Genomic DNA, 17,413 nt, shown 5'->3' on the forward strand with positions numbered 1-17,413 from the left:
CTCTTTAACTTTTAACCCAATCGCGTTAAACTATTCTTAATGAAGATTAAGGGGGGTTCACTCTATGTTTGAAAAATTACTAACTTCTATTGGTATCGGTAATTTAAAAATTGATACGAGACTAGAAAAATTAACTTTTAATGAAGAAGAACCAATTAAAGGTAAAGTGATTTTTTATGGTGGTTCATGTGACATTAAAGTAGAATATATTATGTTATCTTTAATTGAAAGAGTTAACAACAAAGATGAAGATAGTGATTTTGCTGAATTTGATAATGTATTGCATAAATACAAAGTTAATAAATCTTTCGTTATTAAAAAAGGTGCACAACAAGAATATGAATTTGAATTCAAATTAGAACAGATTGATTTTAAAGGTGAACCTGAAGAAATCTTCTTAAAAACACATGTTCATATTGATCAATCTGTAGGTGCAGATGACGAAGAGAGATTAATTATAGTAAGATAGTGTTCGATAATAACTTTCAAAAATATTATTATTTTAGTATTGTAATGTTTATGTTGAAACTCATAAAAACACACCACAAAAGTAGGGTATTCCTTAGCTTTTGTGGTGTGTTTTATTTTTATATTGGAATAGCTGGAATTAATGAATGAAACTTTCTTTTAAATATCAACACATATAACATTTTTGTTGATTAAAAACGTTATTTACAAGAAATAAGCATATTAACATTGAAATAGAACATATGTTCGTATATAATAAAAATATATTCAGTCGATTGAGGGAAGGTGAAGTTATGTATGATTATCATTTATGTGAGGACCGAGATATCTTATGTATAGATCAGAAAAGCTTCTTTGCGAGTGTGTCGTGTATTATGAAAGGGCTGGATCCGTTAACAACAAAATTAGCAGTTATAGCAGATACTAAACGACAAGGTTCTATCGTGTTAGCAGCTACGGAGCCCTTGAAAAAATTAGGCGTAAAAACTGGTTCAAGATTGTTTGAAATACCTCATAGAAATGACATTTACATTATTAATCCAAGTATGAAACGCTATTTAGAATATTCCGTAGCAATTACTAAGATAGCTTTACGTTACGTCGCACCTGAAGATTTTCATCAATATAGTATTGATGAATTTTTTATAGATATTACGGATAGTTACAAACAGTTTAGTTCTACACCAAGAGCATTTGCTCAACGTTTAATGAGAGAAATCAAAGAAGAAACCCAAATACAGTGCGCAATTGGCATAGGCTCTAATATGTTATTGAGTAAAGTTTCATTGGATATGGAGTCAAAGACAAATGAAGATTTCATTGCTGAGTGGAGATATCAAGATGTACCGACAAAGTTATGGCCCATAAATCCACTTAGTAAATTTTGGGGGATTAATCATAGAACTGAGAAGAAATTAAATGCTAAAGGTATTTTCACAATTGGAGATTTAGCGCACTATCCACAGCAATATTTAAAGAGAGAGTATGGTGTAATTGGCACGGATTTACATTTGCATGCAAATGGTATAGATTTAAGCAAAATTAAAGAAAAACATCGTATTATGAATCCGACGATATGTAAGAGCCAAATACTGATGAGAGATTACTACTATCATGAAACGAAAGTTGTATTATTAGAATTAGTAGAAGAAGTTGCGATGCGTTTAAGATCAAGAGATTTATTAGTTAAGACCATATCTTTTTCAATGGGATATAGTGGAGAAGGCGGCGTTAATAAACAATATACTTTAAAAGATGGCACGAATTTAACTATGGATATATTTAGAGTGATTTGGAGCTTTGCAGAACAATTGTGCGATAAACAAGCAAAATATCGAACATTAAGCGTCACTTTAAATAACTTTGTGCCAGAAAGAGCAAGACAACTTAATTTATTTATTGATGAATTTGAAAGACAACGAGATGAAGCACTTGAGAAGACAATCGATAAACTTAAAAGAAAATACGGTCCTAATGTTGTATCTAGAGCTGTGTCATATACACCAGCAGCTACAGCAAGAGAAAGAGCAGGACTCATAGCAGGACATAAAAAGTAATTTATATAATAAATCTATAAACATAATATAAATGTGTGTAAAAATATAATATTTGACAAACTATACACACATTTATATACTTAATTTTGACCGATAATCAAATATGGGGAGTGGTGCATGTGATTAAACAAGTTACACCTTATCTTTACTTTAACGGAACTTGCGAAGAAGCATTGGCATTTTATAGTGAAGCGCTAGACGGAAGTGTAAGAGAATCACAAACATATGGAGATGCTGGCATAATAGCAGAAGATCCTAAGAGAATTTTGCATGCACAATTAGAGGTAAATGGTCATATATTAATGTTTTCAGATGTTCCTAATAATGACGAGTCTCTCAATAAGAACCATAATATATATGTTGTTTTAGATTTTGAACAAGAAGAGCAAATTAAAGAAGTTTATGAAATATTTAAAAAAGAAGGTCAAGTACAAGTAGAACTTGATAAAATGTTTTGGGGTCAAACCTATGCTAAAGTTATTGATAAATTTGGAGTAGGTTGGGATTTTTCATATACCCATCAAGAATAAATAATATAAAAAAGCACATCGGCTATAAAGTCGGTGTGCTTTTTTATTGTCCAAAAAATTAAACAAAGTTACAATTTTAATTATTTTATGTATCATAAGGTATAAAGTGAATATAAATGAGGTGCAAAAATGAAAGTTTTAATTTCACCCGATTCTTTTAAGGGAAGTATTGATGCTTTAAATGCTGCTAAAGCAATTGAGTCGGGTATTCATAAAGTTGATTCTACAGTAGAAACTGAATTACTACCTATGGCTGATGGTGGAGAAGGTACTATGATAAACCTTGTGCAAGCAACAAATGGCACAATAAAGACTATTAATAGTAGAGATCCCTTGAATAGAGAAATGAAAGCTGATTATGGTATTACAGGTGATGGGCAAACGGCGATAATTGAATTAGCGACAAGTTCTGGTATTGATTTGCTGTCGGCTGATGAATTAAATCCTTATGTGACAACGACTTACGGTACAGGATTACTCATTAAAGATGCTCTTGAAAAAGGAATAAAGCACTTTATCATATGTTTAGGTGGAAGTGCTACGAATGATGCAGGCGTGGGGATATTACAAGCATTAGGTTATCGATTTTTAGATAAAAACAAACAAGAAATTAAATTTGGAGGCATACATTTAAAAGATATTGAATCGATAGATGAGTCTCAAGTATTAACAAATTTAAAAGATGCACATTTTGATATTGCTTGTGATGTAACGAATGTTTTTGTCGGTAAACAAGGTGCAAGCCATATTTTTGGACCGCAAAAAGGTGCTACATACGAACAAGTAATTGAATTAGATCATGCTTTGAATCATTTTGCTCATATCATTGAAAAAGATAGAAATATTTTTATTAAAGAAATAGAAGGTGCTGGTGCAGCTGGAGGAACAGCTGGTGGATTAATGGCTTTCTTGAATACAAATATTGAAAGAGGTATCGAACTTGTAATAGATTTTGTGAATTTTCACGACCTTATAAGAACGCAAAACTTTGACTATATATTTACAGGAGAAGGTAAAATTGACGGTCAAACAGCAGGAGGAAAAGTTATTTCAGGTATTTGTAAAGTAGCCTCTGATTATAATATTCCAGTTATTGCAATAGGAGGTTCTGTAGAAAGTGATTTATCAGAATTACATAATCAAGGTTTAACAGCAGCATTCAGTATTACTTCAAAACCAGTTAGTTTAGAATATGCTATTAAAAATGCACAAAGTTTAATAGAACAACAGTCAGAACAAATATTCCGACTGATTTATCGTAAGTAATAAAATGAAAATGTTAAATATAAGGATAGTAATAGTTTTTTATTGTAGTTGGATTAACGAGTAAGAAAATCCAATAAGAGTATGGTTAGTTGGATTAATGAGTTAGAAAATCCAATAAGAGTATGGTTAGTTGGATTAATGAAGTAGAAAATCCAATAAGAGTGTGGTTAGTTGGATTAATGAAGTAGAAAATCCAATAAGAGTATGGTTAGTTGGATTAACGAGTAAGAAAATCCAATAAGAAGGTGTGTAGTTGGATTAATGAGTAAGAAAATCCAATAAGAGTGTGGTTAGTTGGATTAATGAGTTAGTAGAAAATCCAATAAGAGTGTGGTTAGTTGGATTAACGAAGTAGAAAATCCAATAAAAGTATGGTTAGTTGGATTAATGAGTTAGAAAATCCAATAAGAGTGTAGTTAGTTGGATTAATGAGTTAGAAAATCCAATAAAAGTATGGTTAGTTGGATTAATGAGGAAGAAAATCCAATAAGAGTTGAAAGGGTGAGACATCTTTATGTCTCATCCTCTTTCCTACGATTAGTCAAGTGCTTAAGTTTAAAATAGTCATCACTTAATAAGACCGTCCAATTTTATTTTTTTGAATAAGGTGTTAGACTATATGTGATTATACGATTTAATGTGGGGACATTTCGTAATCGTATAGTTTATGTTTCATTATTAAATAATGAAATGTTTTTAATAGTCGATTAATACATGCGACAACAGCAGTCTTATGAGATTTCTCATTAGGCTGCTTTCTTAATTTATAGTAATAATCTACAATATGATTATTATAACGATGTTGTCCACGAATAATATTCATTATTACCAAAAATAATAAGCGTCTCGCCTTTTTATTACCACGTTTATTGATGGTATCTCTATAATGTGTCCCACCAGATTGATATCGTTTGATATCAATTCCTACAAAAGCATTTAACTGTTTATTTGATTTGAATCGAGATATATCTCCAAGCTCACCGATTATCATGGCTGCAGTTAGATCTCCAATTCCTGGTATAGAATAAATAATTTCAAAGCAGTCAAGTTCTTGAGCTAATTGAATCATTTCTTTATCTAATTGTGATAATTGTCCAATGGACTTTTTCAATTTTTGAATTAATAATTGTGCTTTTTTAACTAGGAACGAAGATGAATTGACGTTAGGGTAACTATCATTCGCTAAATTAAAAAGTGTTTCTCCATAACTTTCTGCTTTTCGTTGAGATAATCCTTTATCTGTAGATTTTAAAATTGTAGAAATGATACTTTCCATATCATTCTGTTGAACAAAATCAGGATGAGTAAATATTTCAGCGATATTTAAGGCAATCATTGAATAACGATTTTTAAATAGTTTTTCTAAGCCAGGAAATGTTTGATGAAGTATCTCAATAATTTCAACTTTCAATCGATTTTGTTCATTTTCGGATTCTAGATGAAATCGAGCACGCTCACGTAATTCAAAGTAAATATCATCATTTGTATTATTTAAACTATCGGAATCATTTAAAAAAGGTGCTATTTGGGCTAACTTATGTGCGTCTGATTGATCTGTTTTCCAAGACCTTAAAGAGCTTGTTTTGAACTTTGCTTCTAAAGGATTCAACTCAATATAATTAATTTGGTTAACTCGACAGAACCGAACCATAGCTCTTGAATATATACCTGTGGATTCAAAAATTAATTTGGGCTGATTTACACGATTCAAATAATTTAATAAATAATTATAACCATTTTTGTTATTTTGAATAGTAAATTCCTTTTGGAATTTTTCATCGATATAGTGTGCAATCACACTATCTCTTTTACTAATATCAATGCCTAAGTAATCGATAAATAAAACCTCCTTAATAAATTTGAGAAGTTGTAACTTTACTGAACCTTTCTCATTTCACTTTCCTATACACGGTTTCGAGAACCTAACATACTACAATCGAATTTCAAAAGGCGAGAGTAAAGCTGACTAGTTTTTTTTACGGATTTCAAACCCAAGAGATCGCACAGTCTACTTCTCTCTATAACTATAAAAAATAGCTATGAAAAAATCTATCGTCATAGATTTCTTCATAGCTAATCTTAGTATGTTTTTGTATATAAAAGTGGTCATTTTGACTAATATACTTGTCAAAATGACTATAATAATGTATATTAGATGTCGTAGGTAGGTGGTTTAATGAAGAATAGAGTAAAAGAATTAAGAGCACGTGAGGGTTATAACCAGACGGAGCTTGCTAAAAAAGCAGGTATTTCTAGACAAACTGTTTCATTAATAGAACGTAATAATTTTATGCCATCAATACTGACTGCTGTGAGAATAGCTAGAATACTGAAAGAAAACGTTGAAGAAGTTTTCATATTCGAGGAGGAAGAACTATGAAAAAGAGTAAAATCATGTTATTTGGTAACTTGTTATTATATTTAATAATAGGCGGTATTATAGGTGGATTAACATCGGTTGTACTAAGCAATAATTATGAACTGTTTGAATTTAAATTATCAAAAACGCAAACAGATATAACAAGTGTAGTGTTGGCTATTATATATATTATTCTAGTAATCGCTCTACTTAATGTATATAAAAAAGCACAAAGATTAAGAGAGACAGAAACAAATATTGATAATGAAGATGAAATAGAAATGCAGATTGAGCGAACGTTAATTTTAGCTCCAGTCATTTTAGGTATTAATACTGCAATTGCTTTATCTATTTTAAATATAACGATAAATATGGCAGAAGAAGTAAGTATTTTATCTACGTTAATGGTAGTAGTAACACTATTTGTAACAGCACCATTAACATATATGCACATGTCTGCCATGAGAAAATTATATCCAGAACGTAATTATCCAAAGCCAGGCGATAAAAAGTTAAACGAAAAACTTATAAATATGATGGATAGTGGTGAACAGTATATTACATTGCTAGCATTACAAAAAACATATTCACTGAATCAACAAATCATCATTGCGATTATCGCTTTAGCATCTATATATTCATTGGCTTCACATGATAATCAATTTTTCTCAGTAACACTTATGATTCTGCTGTATCTTGTTAATACAATGTATTACACTAAACAAGTTTCACAAACTTTGTAGTGAATAAGAAGAGGACAGATACTCTAACGAGCAAGAAATTTCAAACAAGCTCGTTACATTGTCTAACGAGCTAGTGGTAGTAAACAAGCCCGTTAGCGCTATTAAAAGCTTTGATTTTTATTAATTTGTCTTAAATTTTATATGATATCAACGGCTAACGTGCAAGAAATTTCAAACAAGCTCGTTACATTTTCTAGCGAGCTAGTGGTAGTAAACAAGCCCGTTAGCGCTATTAAAAGCTTTGATTTTTATTAATTTGCCTTAAATTTTATATGATATCAACGGCTAACGTGCAAGAAATTTCAAACAAGCTCGTTACATTTTCTAATGAGCAAGTGATTATAAACAAGCACGTTAGCGCGATATTTTCTACGATTTTGTAAAGTGCTGACGCCTGAGGGAATAGTATGAGTGAGAGACTACAGGCTCGAACTATACCCTAGGCAAGCATGCACGAACAAAATCGTAGATTATATAAAAAAATAAGCATATCACTTTCAAACTGAAATAATCAGTTAAGTGATATGCTTATTTATTTTGAGTTAAGATTTGTGTTTTTATTCATAAGTACTCTTCTTCTATATTTAATCGTTCTTCTTTAATACCTTCTTTACTAAGTGGTTCTAAGTGACCGTGAATATATGTTTGATAGTCATATTGTTCTACTGTTTTAATATAATGATAGTATTTTTCTTTGTCGTATCCACCGTCTAATAAATAGAAATCACCGGTATCAGCATCTCCAGCGAACAATATTTTGTCTTCTTGAACATAAGCAACTACACCGTCTTCTGAATGGGGATTTACAATGCGTTGTACTTCTAGCGTTACATTACCTAAATCAAATGAACAATGATCTTCGAATGTCATATCTGCATTGACAACTTTAATTTCTGAAATATCATCATACTCGATTTTAATATGTGTATCACAGAATTCACATTCTTCACCAGAGTTTAAGCGTTTTGCCATTGTTTCGGGTGTCCATTGCCATTGTTTTAATTTAGTTAATGTTAAATCTGTTTCTTTTTCTGCAATTGTTATACCATTAAATGCATGCATAGCAAAAGTATGGTCCCAATGCCAATGCGTAATTAATGCTACTTTCGGTTGAGGTAAATTAAGTTTTTCTATTTCATTTAGCATTTCTGTCAAATGTGCAGGCGAATTACCTGTATCTATTAACATGCTATATTTTTCTCCATGTATATATCCTAAATTAGGTCTATCTCTATGACTATCAAAAGGTAATATATATACATTCTTACTGATTTGTTTAAGTTTCACAGTCATCTTCCCTTTCAATACAATAGTGATATTATATCATCAAAATTTAATATCGCACATTACAAAGTATATGTATCGAAAGTATTCAAAGCTTCTATAGCTCTATCACGATCATTATTTGATTTAAAACTAAGTCGCAATGCACCCATGATATCTTCTCTAATTTCTAAAATTCTAATGTTCGTAATGGAAATATGCTGTTGACCTAAAATTCTCGTAACTTCACTGATCATACCTGGTTTATCTGGGATATCTACGTATAAATCAAAAGTAGAAGTCAAGGCACCTTGTTCTTTAACAGGCAAGTTGTCACGATATTCTTTTGCAGATTGGAAAAAGTCACGAATTAAACTTGGATTTCCTTCTTCGATAACTTCTTTCGTCTGTTCCATTTGTTCAATCCAATTATTCATTAACGTTACAAGATGGTCTTTATTTTCTAAAGTAATATCTCTCCACATATCCGCATTGCTACTCGCTATGCGAGTAATATCACGAAAACCTCCAGCAGCTAGCGTTTTTACATATTCTGAAACTTGTGTATTTTCTTCATTCATATGAATAAGGCTAGAAGCGATAATATGAGGGAAATGACTAACTACACCGGTAACATAATCATGCTCTTTTGCAGACATCTTAATAAATTTTGCTTTAGTTGGTTCTAATAAATGTTTAACTTCACTATGAGCCGCTTCATTCTCAACTTGGTCATATATCAAGACATAATAAGCATTTTCAAATAGGTGTTTCTTAGCATTTACAACACCAGATTTATGACTACCTGCCATAGGATGTCCTCCAATTAAATGAACATCTTTATTTAATAATTTTGATTCAAGTGTACTTAAACCAAGTTTTGTACTGCCTGTATCTGTGACGATAAGGCCAGGTTTCGTATCAATGTTTAATAATCTTTTACTGTACTCTATTGATTGTTGAACGGGTGTTGCCAAAATAATTAAGTCAGCTTCACTTGCAGCTGAATCAAAATCATGTGCAACTTCGTCAATGATGCCCATAGAGTAGGCAATCTCTGAAAATTTATCAAAACAGTCAAAACCTGTTATATGTATGTGTGGATGATGAAATTTAATATTTTGTATTAAACTTCCTCCAATTAAACCTAGTCCTACTATAAATATACGTTGCATAAAATCCCTCCAATACTTTAATAGTTTAAAGCAAGTTAGTGTATGAAAGCAAGTGTTATTGATTTATTTCTATAAAAGTTTAAAATATTAATTAATATGAAATAAGTAGGGAGTGGAGAAAATGACAATCAATGTAAATGATACAATCGTAACAATTAAAGAACTTGTTAATATTAATAGTCCATCAGGTTTTGCAGATCCAGCAATTGAATATTGCCAAAAATTCGCTGAAGCACTTAATTATGAAACAAGTTTAACACATAAAGGTGGATTATTAATTAATGTACCTGGTAAAAATGATGATAAACAACGTGTTATTACTGCACATGTTGATACACTCGGTGCGATTGTAAAAGATATAAAAGAAGACGGCCGATTAAAATTAGATTTAATAGGTGGATTTAGTTGGAATGCTATCGAAGGGGAATATTGTACAATTACGACACAAAGTGGATTAGAAATATCAGGCACAATATGTTTACATGAAACAAGCGTTCACGTTTATAAAAATAATACTGAAATCCTTCGAGATGCTGAACATATGGAAGTACGAATAGATGAAAAAGTATTTTCAGCAGAAGACACTAGAAATTTAGGAATTGAGATTGGTGATTCTGTTAGCTTTGAACCTCGCTTTGAACATACTGCTTCAGGATTTGTTAAATCTAGACACCTTGATGACAAAGCAAGCGTCGCGATGATTATTCAATTTTTAAAATATTTAAAAGAAGAAAATGTCGAATTACCACATACGACTCAATTTTATATTTCAAATAACGAAGAAATAGGCTATGGTGCAAACTCAAATATTTCTGATAAAGTCGTTGAATTAATAGCATTTGATATGGGTGCTCTAGGAGATGGACAAGCTTCAGATGAATATACAGTATCCATTTGTGTAAAAGATGGTTCTGGGCCATATCATGTTGGATTAAGAAATCATTTTGTTGATTTATGCAAAGAAAATGATATTAAATATAAATTAGATATTTATCCATATTATGCATCAGATGCATCAGCAGCTTTACGTGCTGGAGCAGATATTCGTCACGGGTTATTTGGCCCTGGAATAGAGTCTTCTCACGCTTTAGAACGTACACACGAAGATTCTATTTTAGAAAGTGAAAAGTTATTAAGAGCTTATTGCTTATCCGAAATTAACAGTTAATTTAAATATTAAGGGTTGACTTTAAAAAAATTATCTCGTATAGTGTATTTAAATTAATCCGATAAGCAATTGTCGGAATTTGAAAGATAAGTATCTCGTGATGTTAGTAGCAATCAGAAAGCTAATGGTTGATGTAAATTAGCACTGCACACAGTGAGAGAATTGGGCTTTCAAATTATAAAATTTAATGTAACTTTTAAAGTGAACATGATAATGAATGTTAACTAAGGTGGCACCACGGTAACGCGTCCTTACAGAATGCGTTACTGTGGTGTCTTTTTTGTATAGAAAAATATCAGTGGTCATAAGTATAAATTTAAGAATGTAGTTAAAGAAAGTTAGTGGTTGATGGAAACTAACACACTTAAATTTAGAATTGGGGATCATGTAGTTAAAGCTAAATATAGAATGAGTGAATAAGTGTTAACTTATTAATGAAGGTGGTACCGCGCAAAAGCGTCCTGTTGTATAGGATGTTGTTGCGCGGTTTTTTTATTTAGGAGGTAAAGAGGATGAACATAAAATATAAAAGATTAAATGCTGATGTTACACCAGAAACATTAGGACAAATTGATAAGAAGAAAATGATATTAGAAAGTGCAAGTACGAATCAAATGAAAGGTAGATTTTCAATTGTAGCTTTTGATGCAATCGGTAAAGTGAACCTTTTTGATGAGTATTTTCAAATAAATATAAACGGACAAGAATCGGTTACACATGATGGACCTTATGAAGCATTAGAACAATTTATTAATGAAATGAAAGCAGATAATATTCCAGAACCACTTAAGCATTTACCATTTGTTTCAGGAATGATCGGTTATTGTAGCTTCGACTTAATTAGATATCAAAATAAAATTTTAAAAAGTATAGAAGTTTCATCTGAATATCCAGACGCTTCATTTAACCTAGTTGAATCAGTATATGTATTTGATCATTTTAAAGAAGATTTATTTGTTATAACGAGTAATCTTTTCAGTAATAGAGATGAACAAGCATTGAATCAAGAATTAGACAACATGATAGAAGAGCTTCAAAATATTAAACTTTTTGAAAACAAAATTAATCATCATAAAAAAGGTGATTTAGAAACGAATATTTCTGAAGAAGCTTTTATGGAAGAAGTTTCATATTACAAAGATTTAATTAGTAAAGGCGATATGTTTCAAGTTGTTCCTTCTCGTATCTATAAATATAAACACTTTTTTGAAAATGAAAATAAAAACACTTTGAAATTACAGATGTATAAAAATTTAAAACGACAAAATCCAAGTCCTTATATGTATTACATCGATGATGAAGAAAGAACGATTATAGGTTCTTCACCAGAAAGTTTCATAAAAAAAGAAGGAAAAATTATTACAACAAATCCTATTGCAGGCACTAACAAAAGAGGAAAGACGGAAGAAGAAGATTTAGCAAATGAACAAGCTTTAATCAACGATGAAAAAGAATTATCAGAACACCGTATGCTTGTTGATTTAGGTAGAAATGATTTAAACATAATAGCAAAAACTGGTTCAGTCCATATGCCGAAACTTATGACAGTTGAAAGATTTGAGCATGTCATGCACATTGTGTCAATAGTTGAAGGAGAAATTAAGCCGGAAGTAACGCCGCTTCAAATGATTACAGCTTTACTCCCAGCTGGTACAGTTTCAGGTGCACCGAAGACGCGAGCTATAACGCGTATATACGAAACGAGAAAACAAAAAAGAGGTATATACGCTGGTGGCGTTGGTTATATAAATTGTAATCATGATTTAGACTTTGCTTTAACAATTCGAACGATGGTTGTTGATTCAGAGTATATCAATGTAGAAGCAGGATGCGGTGTAGTTTATGATTCTGTACCACAAAAAGAATTACAAGAAACGAAGATAAAAGCTAAAAGTTTATTGGAGGTATCGCCATGATATTAGTGATAGATAATTATGATTCATTTACTTATAACTTAGTCAATTTAATAAAGCAATATGATGAAGTTATCATTCATCATCCGGATGAAGCACCATTAGATCTGGAAATAGACGGTTTAGTAATATCACCGGGTCCTGGTCATCCGTTAGATACAGACCATTTAAATAAAATTATTAAAGCATATCATGACGTACCAATACTAGGTATTTGTTTAGGCGCACAAGCATTAACTTGTTACTACGATGGGGAAGTAATTGTAGGAGAAAAAGTAAAACATGGCAAAGTAGACCAAATTGATTTTGTAGAATCATCCAAACTGTATCAAGGATGTGAAACTGGTTTTAATATTATGAGATATCATTCGCTCATAAGTGATGAAAAATCTTTTCCTAATTGCTTAAAAATAACAGGGAGAACACCCGATGCAATACAGTCGTTTGAACATCAAATTAACCCGCATTTCGGAATACAATATCATCCAGAATCATTTGCATCAGATAATGGAGATAAAATAATTAATACATTTGTAAATATAACAAAGGAAGGTGCACAAAATGAACACATTAAAACAACTCATCCAATATCGTAATTTAGATCAACAAGAAATGAAATCATTTGTGCAATTAATGATGAATGAAACAGAAGATGTTTCATTGAAAGTTGCTCACTTAGTTGCGCTAAGCATGAAAGGAGAAACATCTGATGAATTATCTTATTTAACAGAAAACCTTATAGCGACAACTTATAAAAATAGACCATATATAGAAGATAGTATTTGTGTTTGTGGCACAGGTGGTGATCATTCAGGTAGTTTCAATATATCGACTACCGCTTCATTTGTTGTAGCTGCAGCTGGATTGAAAGTATTGAAGCATGGTAATAAAAGTATCACATCTAAAACGGGTAGCATTGATATATTATCTGCGTTAAATATTCAAACGACACCAATTAATGAAGCAACTAAAAGAGTTAATGAAACAAACTTAGCTTTTTTAAGTGCTACTGAAACATATCCGATTATGAAAACTGTGCAACCAGTAAGAAAAACAATCACAACACCAACTACTTTTAATTTAATTGGTCCAATGATTCATCCTTACAAATTAGATTATCAAGTGATGGGTGTATATGATGAATCAAAATTATCTACTATTGCAGAAGCACTATATAAATTAGGTCGCAAACGTGCAATTGTACTACATGGTGCTGGTGGAATGGATGAAGCAACTTTATCTGGAGATAATATTATTTATGAAATTTCACAAGAAGAAGGCATCAAAAATTATACGATAAACGCAGAAGACTTTGGTTTACAAGCTGCATCAAATGATTCTTTAAAAGGTGGAACAGCTGAAGAAAATAAGCATATCACGTTGAATATCTTATCAGGACAAGACAATGGTCCTAAAAGAGATGTAGTCGTATTAAACGCTGCACTTGCATTATATATTGGTGGAGTAGTTGAAACGATTGAAGAAGGTATAGAAAAATCTCAAAGTATTATCGATAACAAAGAAGCGCTAGCTATACTAGATCAAGTAGGAGGACAAGTATATGACAATATTGGATGAAATCGTTGAATATAAAAAATCATTACTAGCTACAAATTATTATGAAACAAAGATGGAAGAATTAGAAAAAGTAGACGTACAACATAAAACAACATTTTTAAATCGTGTAAAAACAGACGATAGATTGAATATCATTGCAGAATTAAAAGCAAAAAGTCCAACAGTTTCAGACATACCTAAAAGAGATATGGCTACACAAATTAAATTGTATGAACAATATGGTGCTTCAGCAATTTCTATTTTGACAGATGAAAAGTACTTTGATGGCAGTTATGAACGTTTACAAAGCTTAACAACTAAAACAACATTACCAGTATTGTGTAAAGATTTTATAATCGATAAAAGACAAATAGACTTAGCTCATCAAGTAGGCGCTTCTATTATCTTACTAATCGTTAATATATTAACAGAAACACAATTGAAAGATTTATATGAATATGCGACACAAAAAGGTTTAGAAGTATTAGTAGAAGTACATGATAAAGAAGAATTAGCAATTGCTCATAAAACAAATGCCGAGTTAATCGGTGTGAACAATAGAGATTTAAAACGTTTTGTAACGGATGTTAAACATACAAATGAAATATTAACTACGAAGAAACAAGGTGTAACGTATATCTCTGAAAGTGGTATACGCACTGAAGAAGATATAGTAGAAATTACAAAGAGTGGTGTAGACGGCGCACTTATCGGCGAAACTTTAATGAAACATCCAGATTTAGAAACATTTCTACCAAGTATTCGAGTGTTAAAAAGGGGTGAACAGGATGTACATTAAATGTTGTGGCTTTAAAGAGAAATCGGACATCGAAACAGCTGTTAAATATCAAGCTGATGCAATAGGTTTTATCACTTTTCCTAAAAGTAAACGCTATGTAACGGTGGAAGAAATCAGCACTTTAAGTAAAGATATCGATGATAAAGTCGATAAAGTCGCAATTGTTGTAAATCCAACAATTAAAGATATAGAAGCATTAGTAGAAAGTACTTCCATAAACACAATACAATTTCATGGTGATGAAACAGTTGATTTCATTGAAAAAGTGAAAATAAAATATCCAAATATAAAAATTTTTAAAGCATTGCCAGCCAATGATTCTTTAGAAGACAATATTCAATTATTTAAAGGACAAGTTGATTTATTTTTAATTGATACACCTTCGAAAGATTATGGTGGGACAGGAAAATCTTATGATTGGTCTATATTGGAGCATATAGAAGATGTGCCATATTTAATAGCTGGTGGTTTAGATTTAGAAAAGATACAACAAATTGAAAAACGTGAATTATCTAATATAGGGTATGACATATCTAGCGGCATTGAAACAGAAGGTAAAAAAGACAACTCAAAAATTAAAACATTATTAACACAATTGAAGGGATGATAAAAATGGCTGATGAAATACAATTAGAAGCTGACGATTTAGGATTTTTTGGTGAATTTGGTGGGCAATATGTACCAGAAACACTAATGCCAGCAATTCAAGAATTAAATGAAACTTATCAAAAATTAAAAAATGATCCAGAATTTCATAAAACATTGAATGCTTATTTAAAAGATTATGTAGGTCGAGAAACACCTTTAACTTATGCAAAAAGATATACAGAAGCATTAGGTGGCGCAAAAATTTATTTAAAAAGAGAAGATTTAAACCATACTGGTGCTCATAAAATTAATAACGCATTAGGACAAGCTTTAATCGCTCAAAAAATGGGCAAAAGAAAATTAGTTGCAGAAACAGGTGCAGGACAACACGGTGTGGCAAGCGCAACAATCGCTGCTTTGTTTGACATGGAACTTATAGTATTTATGGGTGAAGAAGATATTGAACGCCAAGCGTTAAACGTATTTAGAATGGAACTACTAGGCGCTAAAGTGGTACCTGTTACTGATGGTCAAGGTACTTTATCAGATGCTGTTAACAAAGCTTTACAATATTGGGTTTCAAACGTTGAGGATACACATTATTTACTTGGCTCAGCATTAGGACCACATCCATTTCCTACTATAGTAAGAGACTTACAAAGCGTTATTGGTAAAGAGATTAAAACGCAAATTTTAGAGAAAGAATCTCGTTTACCTGATGCAGTTGTAGCTTGTATAGGGGGAGGTTCAAATGCAATTGGAACATTCTATCCGTTCGTTAATGACGAAGAAGTTAAATTGTATGGTGTAGAAGCTGCAGGTAAAGGTGTCGATACTAAGAAACACGCACTTGCAATCAACAAAGGTAAGCCTGGTGTACTACATGGCTCAAGAATGTATCTCGTACAAGATGAAAATGGACAAATAGAATTAGCGCACTCTATTTCAGCAGGGCTTGATTACCCTGGTGTAGGACCAGAGCATAGTTATTATAACAATATTGGTCGAGTAGAATATCCGAATGCAAGTGATAAAGAAGCGATGGACTCATTGATTAAATTTACTCAACTTGAAGGCATTATTCCAGCGATCGAAAGTGCTCACGCGTTAAGTTACGTGGAAAAACTAGCTCCAACTATGGATAAAGATGAAATTATTGTTGTTACAGTTTCAGGACGTGGTGATAAAGATATGGAAACGATTAGAAAATATATGCAAAATCAAAAGGGTGAACAAAATGAGTAAATTATTTATACCATATATAATGGCTAACAAAGATTTTATTGGAAATGTGAAATTAATGGATAAGTATGGAGCTAACTACATTGAAATAGGATTGCCATTTTCTGATCCTGTAGCAGATGGACCAACAATTATGAAAGCTGGCCAAGAGGCAATTAAACAAGGTATGAATGTAAATAAAATCATCGATGAATTAATCGAACATAAAAACGACATACATACACCATATCTATTTATGACTTATTATAATTTAATTGATGCTTATGGTGTAGAACGTTTCATCGAGCGTATAGATGAAGCTAATGTATATGGATTAATTATTCCAGACTTACCATTTGAATTGGGTCAACGATTCAAAGAAAAATTAGCAAAAACAAATGTGAAATTAATACCTTTAATTGCGATGACATCAAGTGATGAACGAATTAAACAAATTGCAGAACATGCAGAAGGTTTTATTTACACAGTTACGATGAACGCAACTACAGGTGATGGTAGAGGATTCCATGAATCACTTAAAGATAAAATAAAATTTATACAACAACATTCTCAAGTACCTGTTGTTTGTGGATTTGGTATTAAAACAGAGGAACATGTTAAAGAAATTAAATCGTTTAGCGATGGGGTTGTTATAGGTAGTGAAATCGTAAAAAGGTTAGAACAAGATCCAACTACGGACACAATCGAATATATAAAGTCTATTAGAAATGCTTTAGACGAAAAATAAAGTTTACAAACCCTTCAAACAAGAAATAGAAGTTAACATCATGTATAATCGGATGTAAC

Annotated in this window: 17 protein-coding genes; 14 read left to right on the top strand and 3 right to left on the bottom strand. The window is 31.4% G+C overall.

The genetic code is table 11. From position 1 onward, the window contains the following. The first annotated feature begins 64 nt into the window (after positions 1-64). The 4 genes from LQ688_RS10530 (at position 65) to LQ688_RS10545 (ending at position 3,820) form a co-directional block, all read left to right on the top strand. Positions 65-469 carry a sporulation protein gene (locus LQ688_RS10530; RefSeq protein WP_016999568.1) on the top strand — a complete coding sequence of 135 codons (405 nt, stop codon included), beginning with the start codon at positions 65-67 and terminating at the stop codon, positions 467-469. 292 nt (positions 470-761) lie between these two features. Further along, positions 762-2,024, top strand: coding sequence for a Y-family DNA polymerase (locus tag LQ688_RS10535; protein WP_016999567.1), 1,263 nt, complete (start codon positions 762-764; stop codon positions 2,022-2,024). Between the two features lie 119 nt (positions 2,025-2,143). After that, positions 2,144-2,554, top strand: a complete 411-nt coding sequence (locus LQ688_RS10540; RefSeq protein WP_214269865.1) for a VOC family protein — start codon at positions 2,144-2,146, stop codon at positions 2,552-2,554. 129 nt (positions 2,555-2,683) lie between these two features. Continuing rightward, positions 2,684-3,820: a glycerate kinase family protein gene (locus LQ688_RS10545; protein ID WP_214269866.1), complete on the top strand. Its 1,137-nt coding sequence runs from the start codon at positions 2,684-2,686 to the stop codon at positions 3,818-3,820. A 634-nt stretch (positions 3,821-4,454) separates the two neighbouring features. On the opposite strand, the gene LQ688_RS10550 is transcribed toward LQ688_RS10545, so the two are convergent. Then, positions 4,455-5,657, bottom strand: a complete 1,203-nt coding sequence (locus tag LQ688_RS10550; protein WP_345773183.1) for an IS110 family RNA-guided transposase — start codon at positions 5,655-5,657, stop codon at positions 4,455-4,457. Between the two features lie 339 nt (positions 5,658-5,996). Between LQ688_RS10550 and LQ688_RS10555 the strand changes: the two genes are divergently transcribed. After that, positions 5,997-6,200 carry a helix-turn-helix transcriptional regulator gene (locus tag LQ688_RS10555; RefSeq protein ID WP_016999561.1) on the top strand — a complete coding sequence of 68 codons (204 nt, stop codon included), beginning with the start codon at positions 5,997-5,999 and terminating at the stop codon, positions 6,198-6,200. Then, positions 6,197-6,922, top strand: coding sequence for a DUF3169 family protein (locus tag LQ688_RS10560; RefSeq protein WP_214269867.1), 726 nt, complete (start codon positions 6,197-6,199; stop codon positions 6,920-6,922). Before LQ688_RS10555 ends, LQ688_RS10560 begins: the two co-directional genes overlap by 4 nt. A gap of 561 nt (positions 6,923-7,483) precedes the next feature. On the opposite strand, the gene LQ688_RS10565 is transcribed toward LQ688_RS10560, so the two are convergent. Together LQ688_RS10565 and LQ688_RS10570 are read right to left on the bottom strand one after the other, a co-directional pair. Beyond that, complete coding sequence (locus tag LQ688_RS10565) at positions 7,484-8,209, bottom strand: MBL fold metallo-hydrolase (protein WP_218708737.1); 726 nt, start codon at positions 8,207-8,209, stop codon at positions 7,484-7,486. 59 nt (positions 8,210-8,268) lie between these two features. After that, positions 8,269-9,360, bottom strand: a complete 1,092-nt coding sequence (locus LQ688_RS10570; protein WP_016999549.1) for a prephenate dehydrogenase — start codon at positions 9,358-9,360, stop codon at positions 8,269-8,271. 121 nt (positions 9,361-9,481) lie between these two features. Here LQ688_RS10570 and LQ688_RS10575 point away from each other — a divergent pair, with 121 nt between their 5' ends. From LQ688_RS10575 to trpA, 8 genes are all read left to right on the top strand, one after another. Then, positions 9,482-10,528 carry a M42 family metallopeptidase gene (locus LQ688_RS10575; RefSeq protein WP_239725115.1) on the top strand — a complete coding sequence of 349 codons (1,047 nt, stop codon included), beginning with the start codon at positions 9,482-9,484 and terminating at the stop codon, positions 10,526-10,528. A 512-nt stretch (positions 10,529-11,040) separates the two neighbouring features. Continuing rightward, on the top strand, positions 11,041-12,444 hold the full coding sequence (locus tag LQ688_RS10580) for an anthranilate synthase component I (protein ID WP_239752762.1): 1,404 nt from the start codon (positions 11,041-11,043) through the stop codon (positions 12,442-12,444). Further along, the gene (locus LQ688_RS10585; RefSeq protein ID WP_214269870.1) at positions 12,441-13,037 is read left to right on the top strand and encodes an anthranilate synthase component II; all 597 of its coding nucleotides are present in this window, start codon (positions 12,441-12,443) and stop codon (positions 13,035-13,037) included. Before LQ688_RS10580 ends, LQ688_RS10585 begins: the two co-directional genes overlap by 4 nt. Next, the gene (gene trpD / locus LQ688_RS10590) at positions 13,003-14,019 is read left to right on the top strand and encodes an anthranilate phosphoribosyltransferase (RefSeq protein WP_147641197.1); all 1,017 of its coding nucleotides are present in this window, start codon (positions 13,003-13,005) and stop codon (positions 14,017-14,019) included. Before LQ688_RS10585 ends, trpD begins: the two co-directional genes overlap by 35 nt. Continuing rightward, a complete protein-coding gene (gene trpC / locus LQ688_RS10595) occupies positions 14,003-14,797 on the top strand; it encodes an indole-3-glycerol phosphate synthase TrpC (protein WP_016999554.1) in 795 nt (264 codons plus the stop codon). Before trpD ends, trpC begins: the two co-directional genes overlap by 17 nt. Continuing rightward, positions 14,787-15,404: a phosphoribosylanthranilate isomerase gene (locus LQ688_RS10600; RefSeq protein ID WP_064205253.1), complete on the top strand. Its 618-nt coding sequence runs from the start codon at positions 14,787-14,789 to the stop codon at positions 15,402-15,404. Before trpC ends, LQ688_RS10600 begins: the two co-directional genes overlap by 11 nt. Before the next feature lie 5 nt (positions 15,405-15,409). Continuing rightward, positions 15,410-16,630, top strand: coding sequence for a tryptophan synthase subunit beta (gene trpB / locus LQ688_RS10605; protein WP_239752763.1), 1,221 nt, complete (start codon positions 15,410-15,412; stop codon positions 16,628-16,630). Further along, positions 16,623-17,354: a tryptophan synthase subunit alpha gene (gene trpA, locus LQ688_RS10610; RefSeq protein WP_216683753.1), complete on the top strand. Its 732-nt coding sequence runs from the start codon at positions 16,623-16,625 to the stop codon at positions 17,352-17,354. The genes trpB and trpA overlap by 8 nt, the downstream gene beginning before the upstream one ends. Positions 17,355-17,413: the final 59 nt, after the last annotated feature.

It is taken from the genome of Mammaliicoccus sp. J-M40, from assembly GCF_022386395.1.
Classification (GTDB): Bacteria; Bacillota; Bacilli; order Staphylococcales; family Staphylococcaceae; genus Mammaliicoccus; species Mammaliicoccus lentus.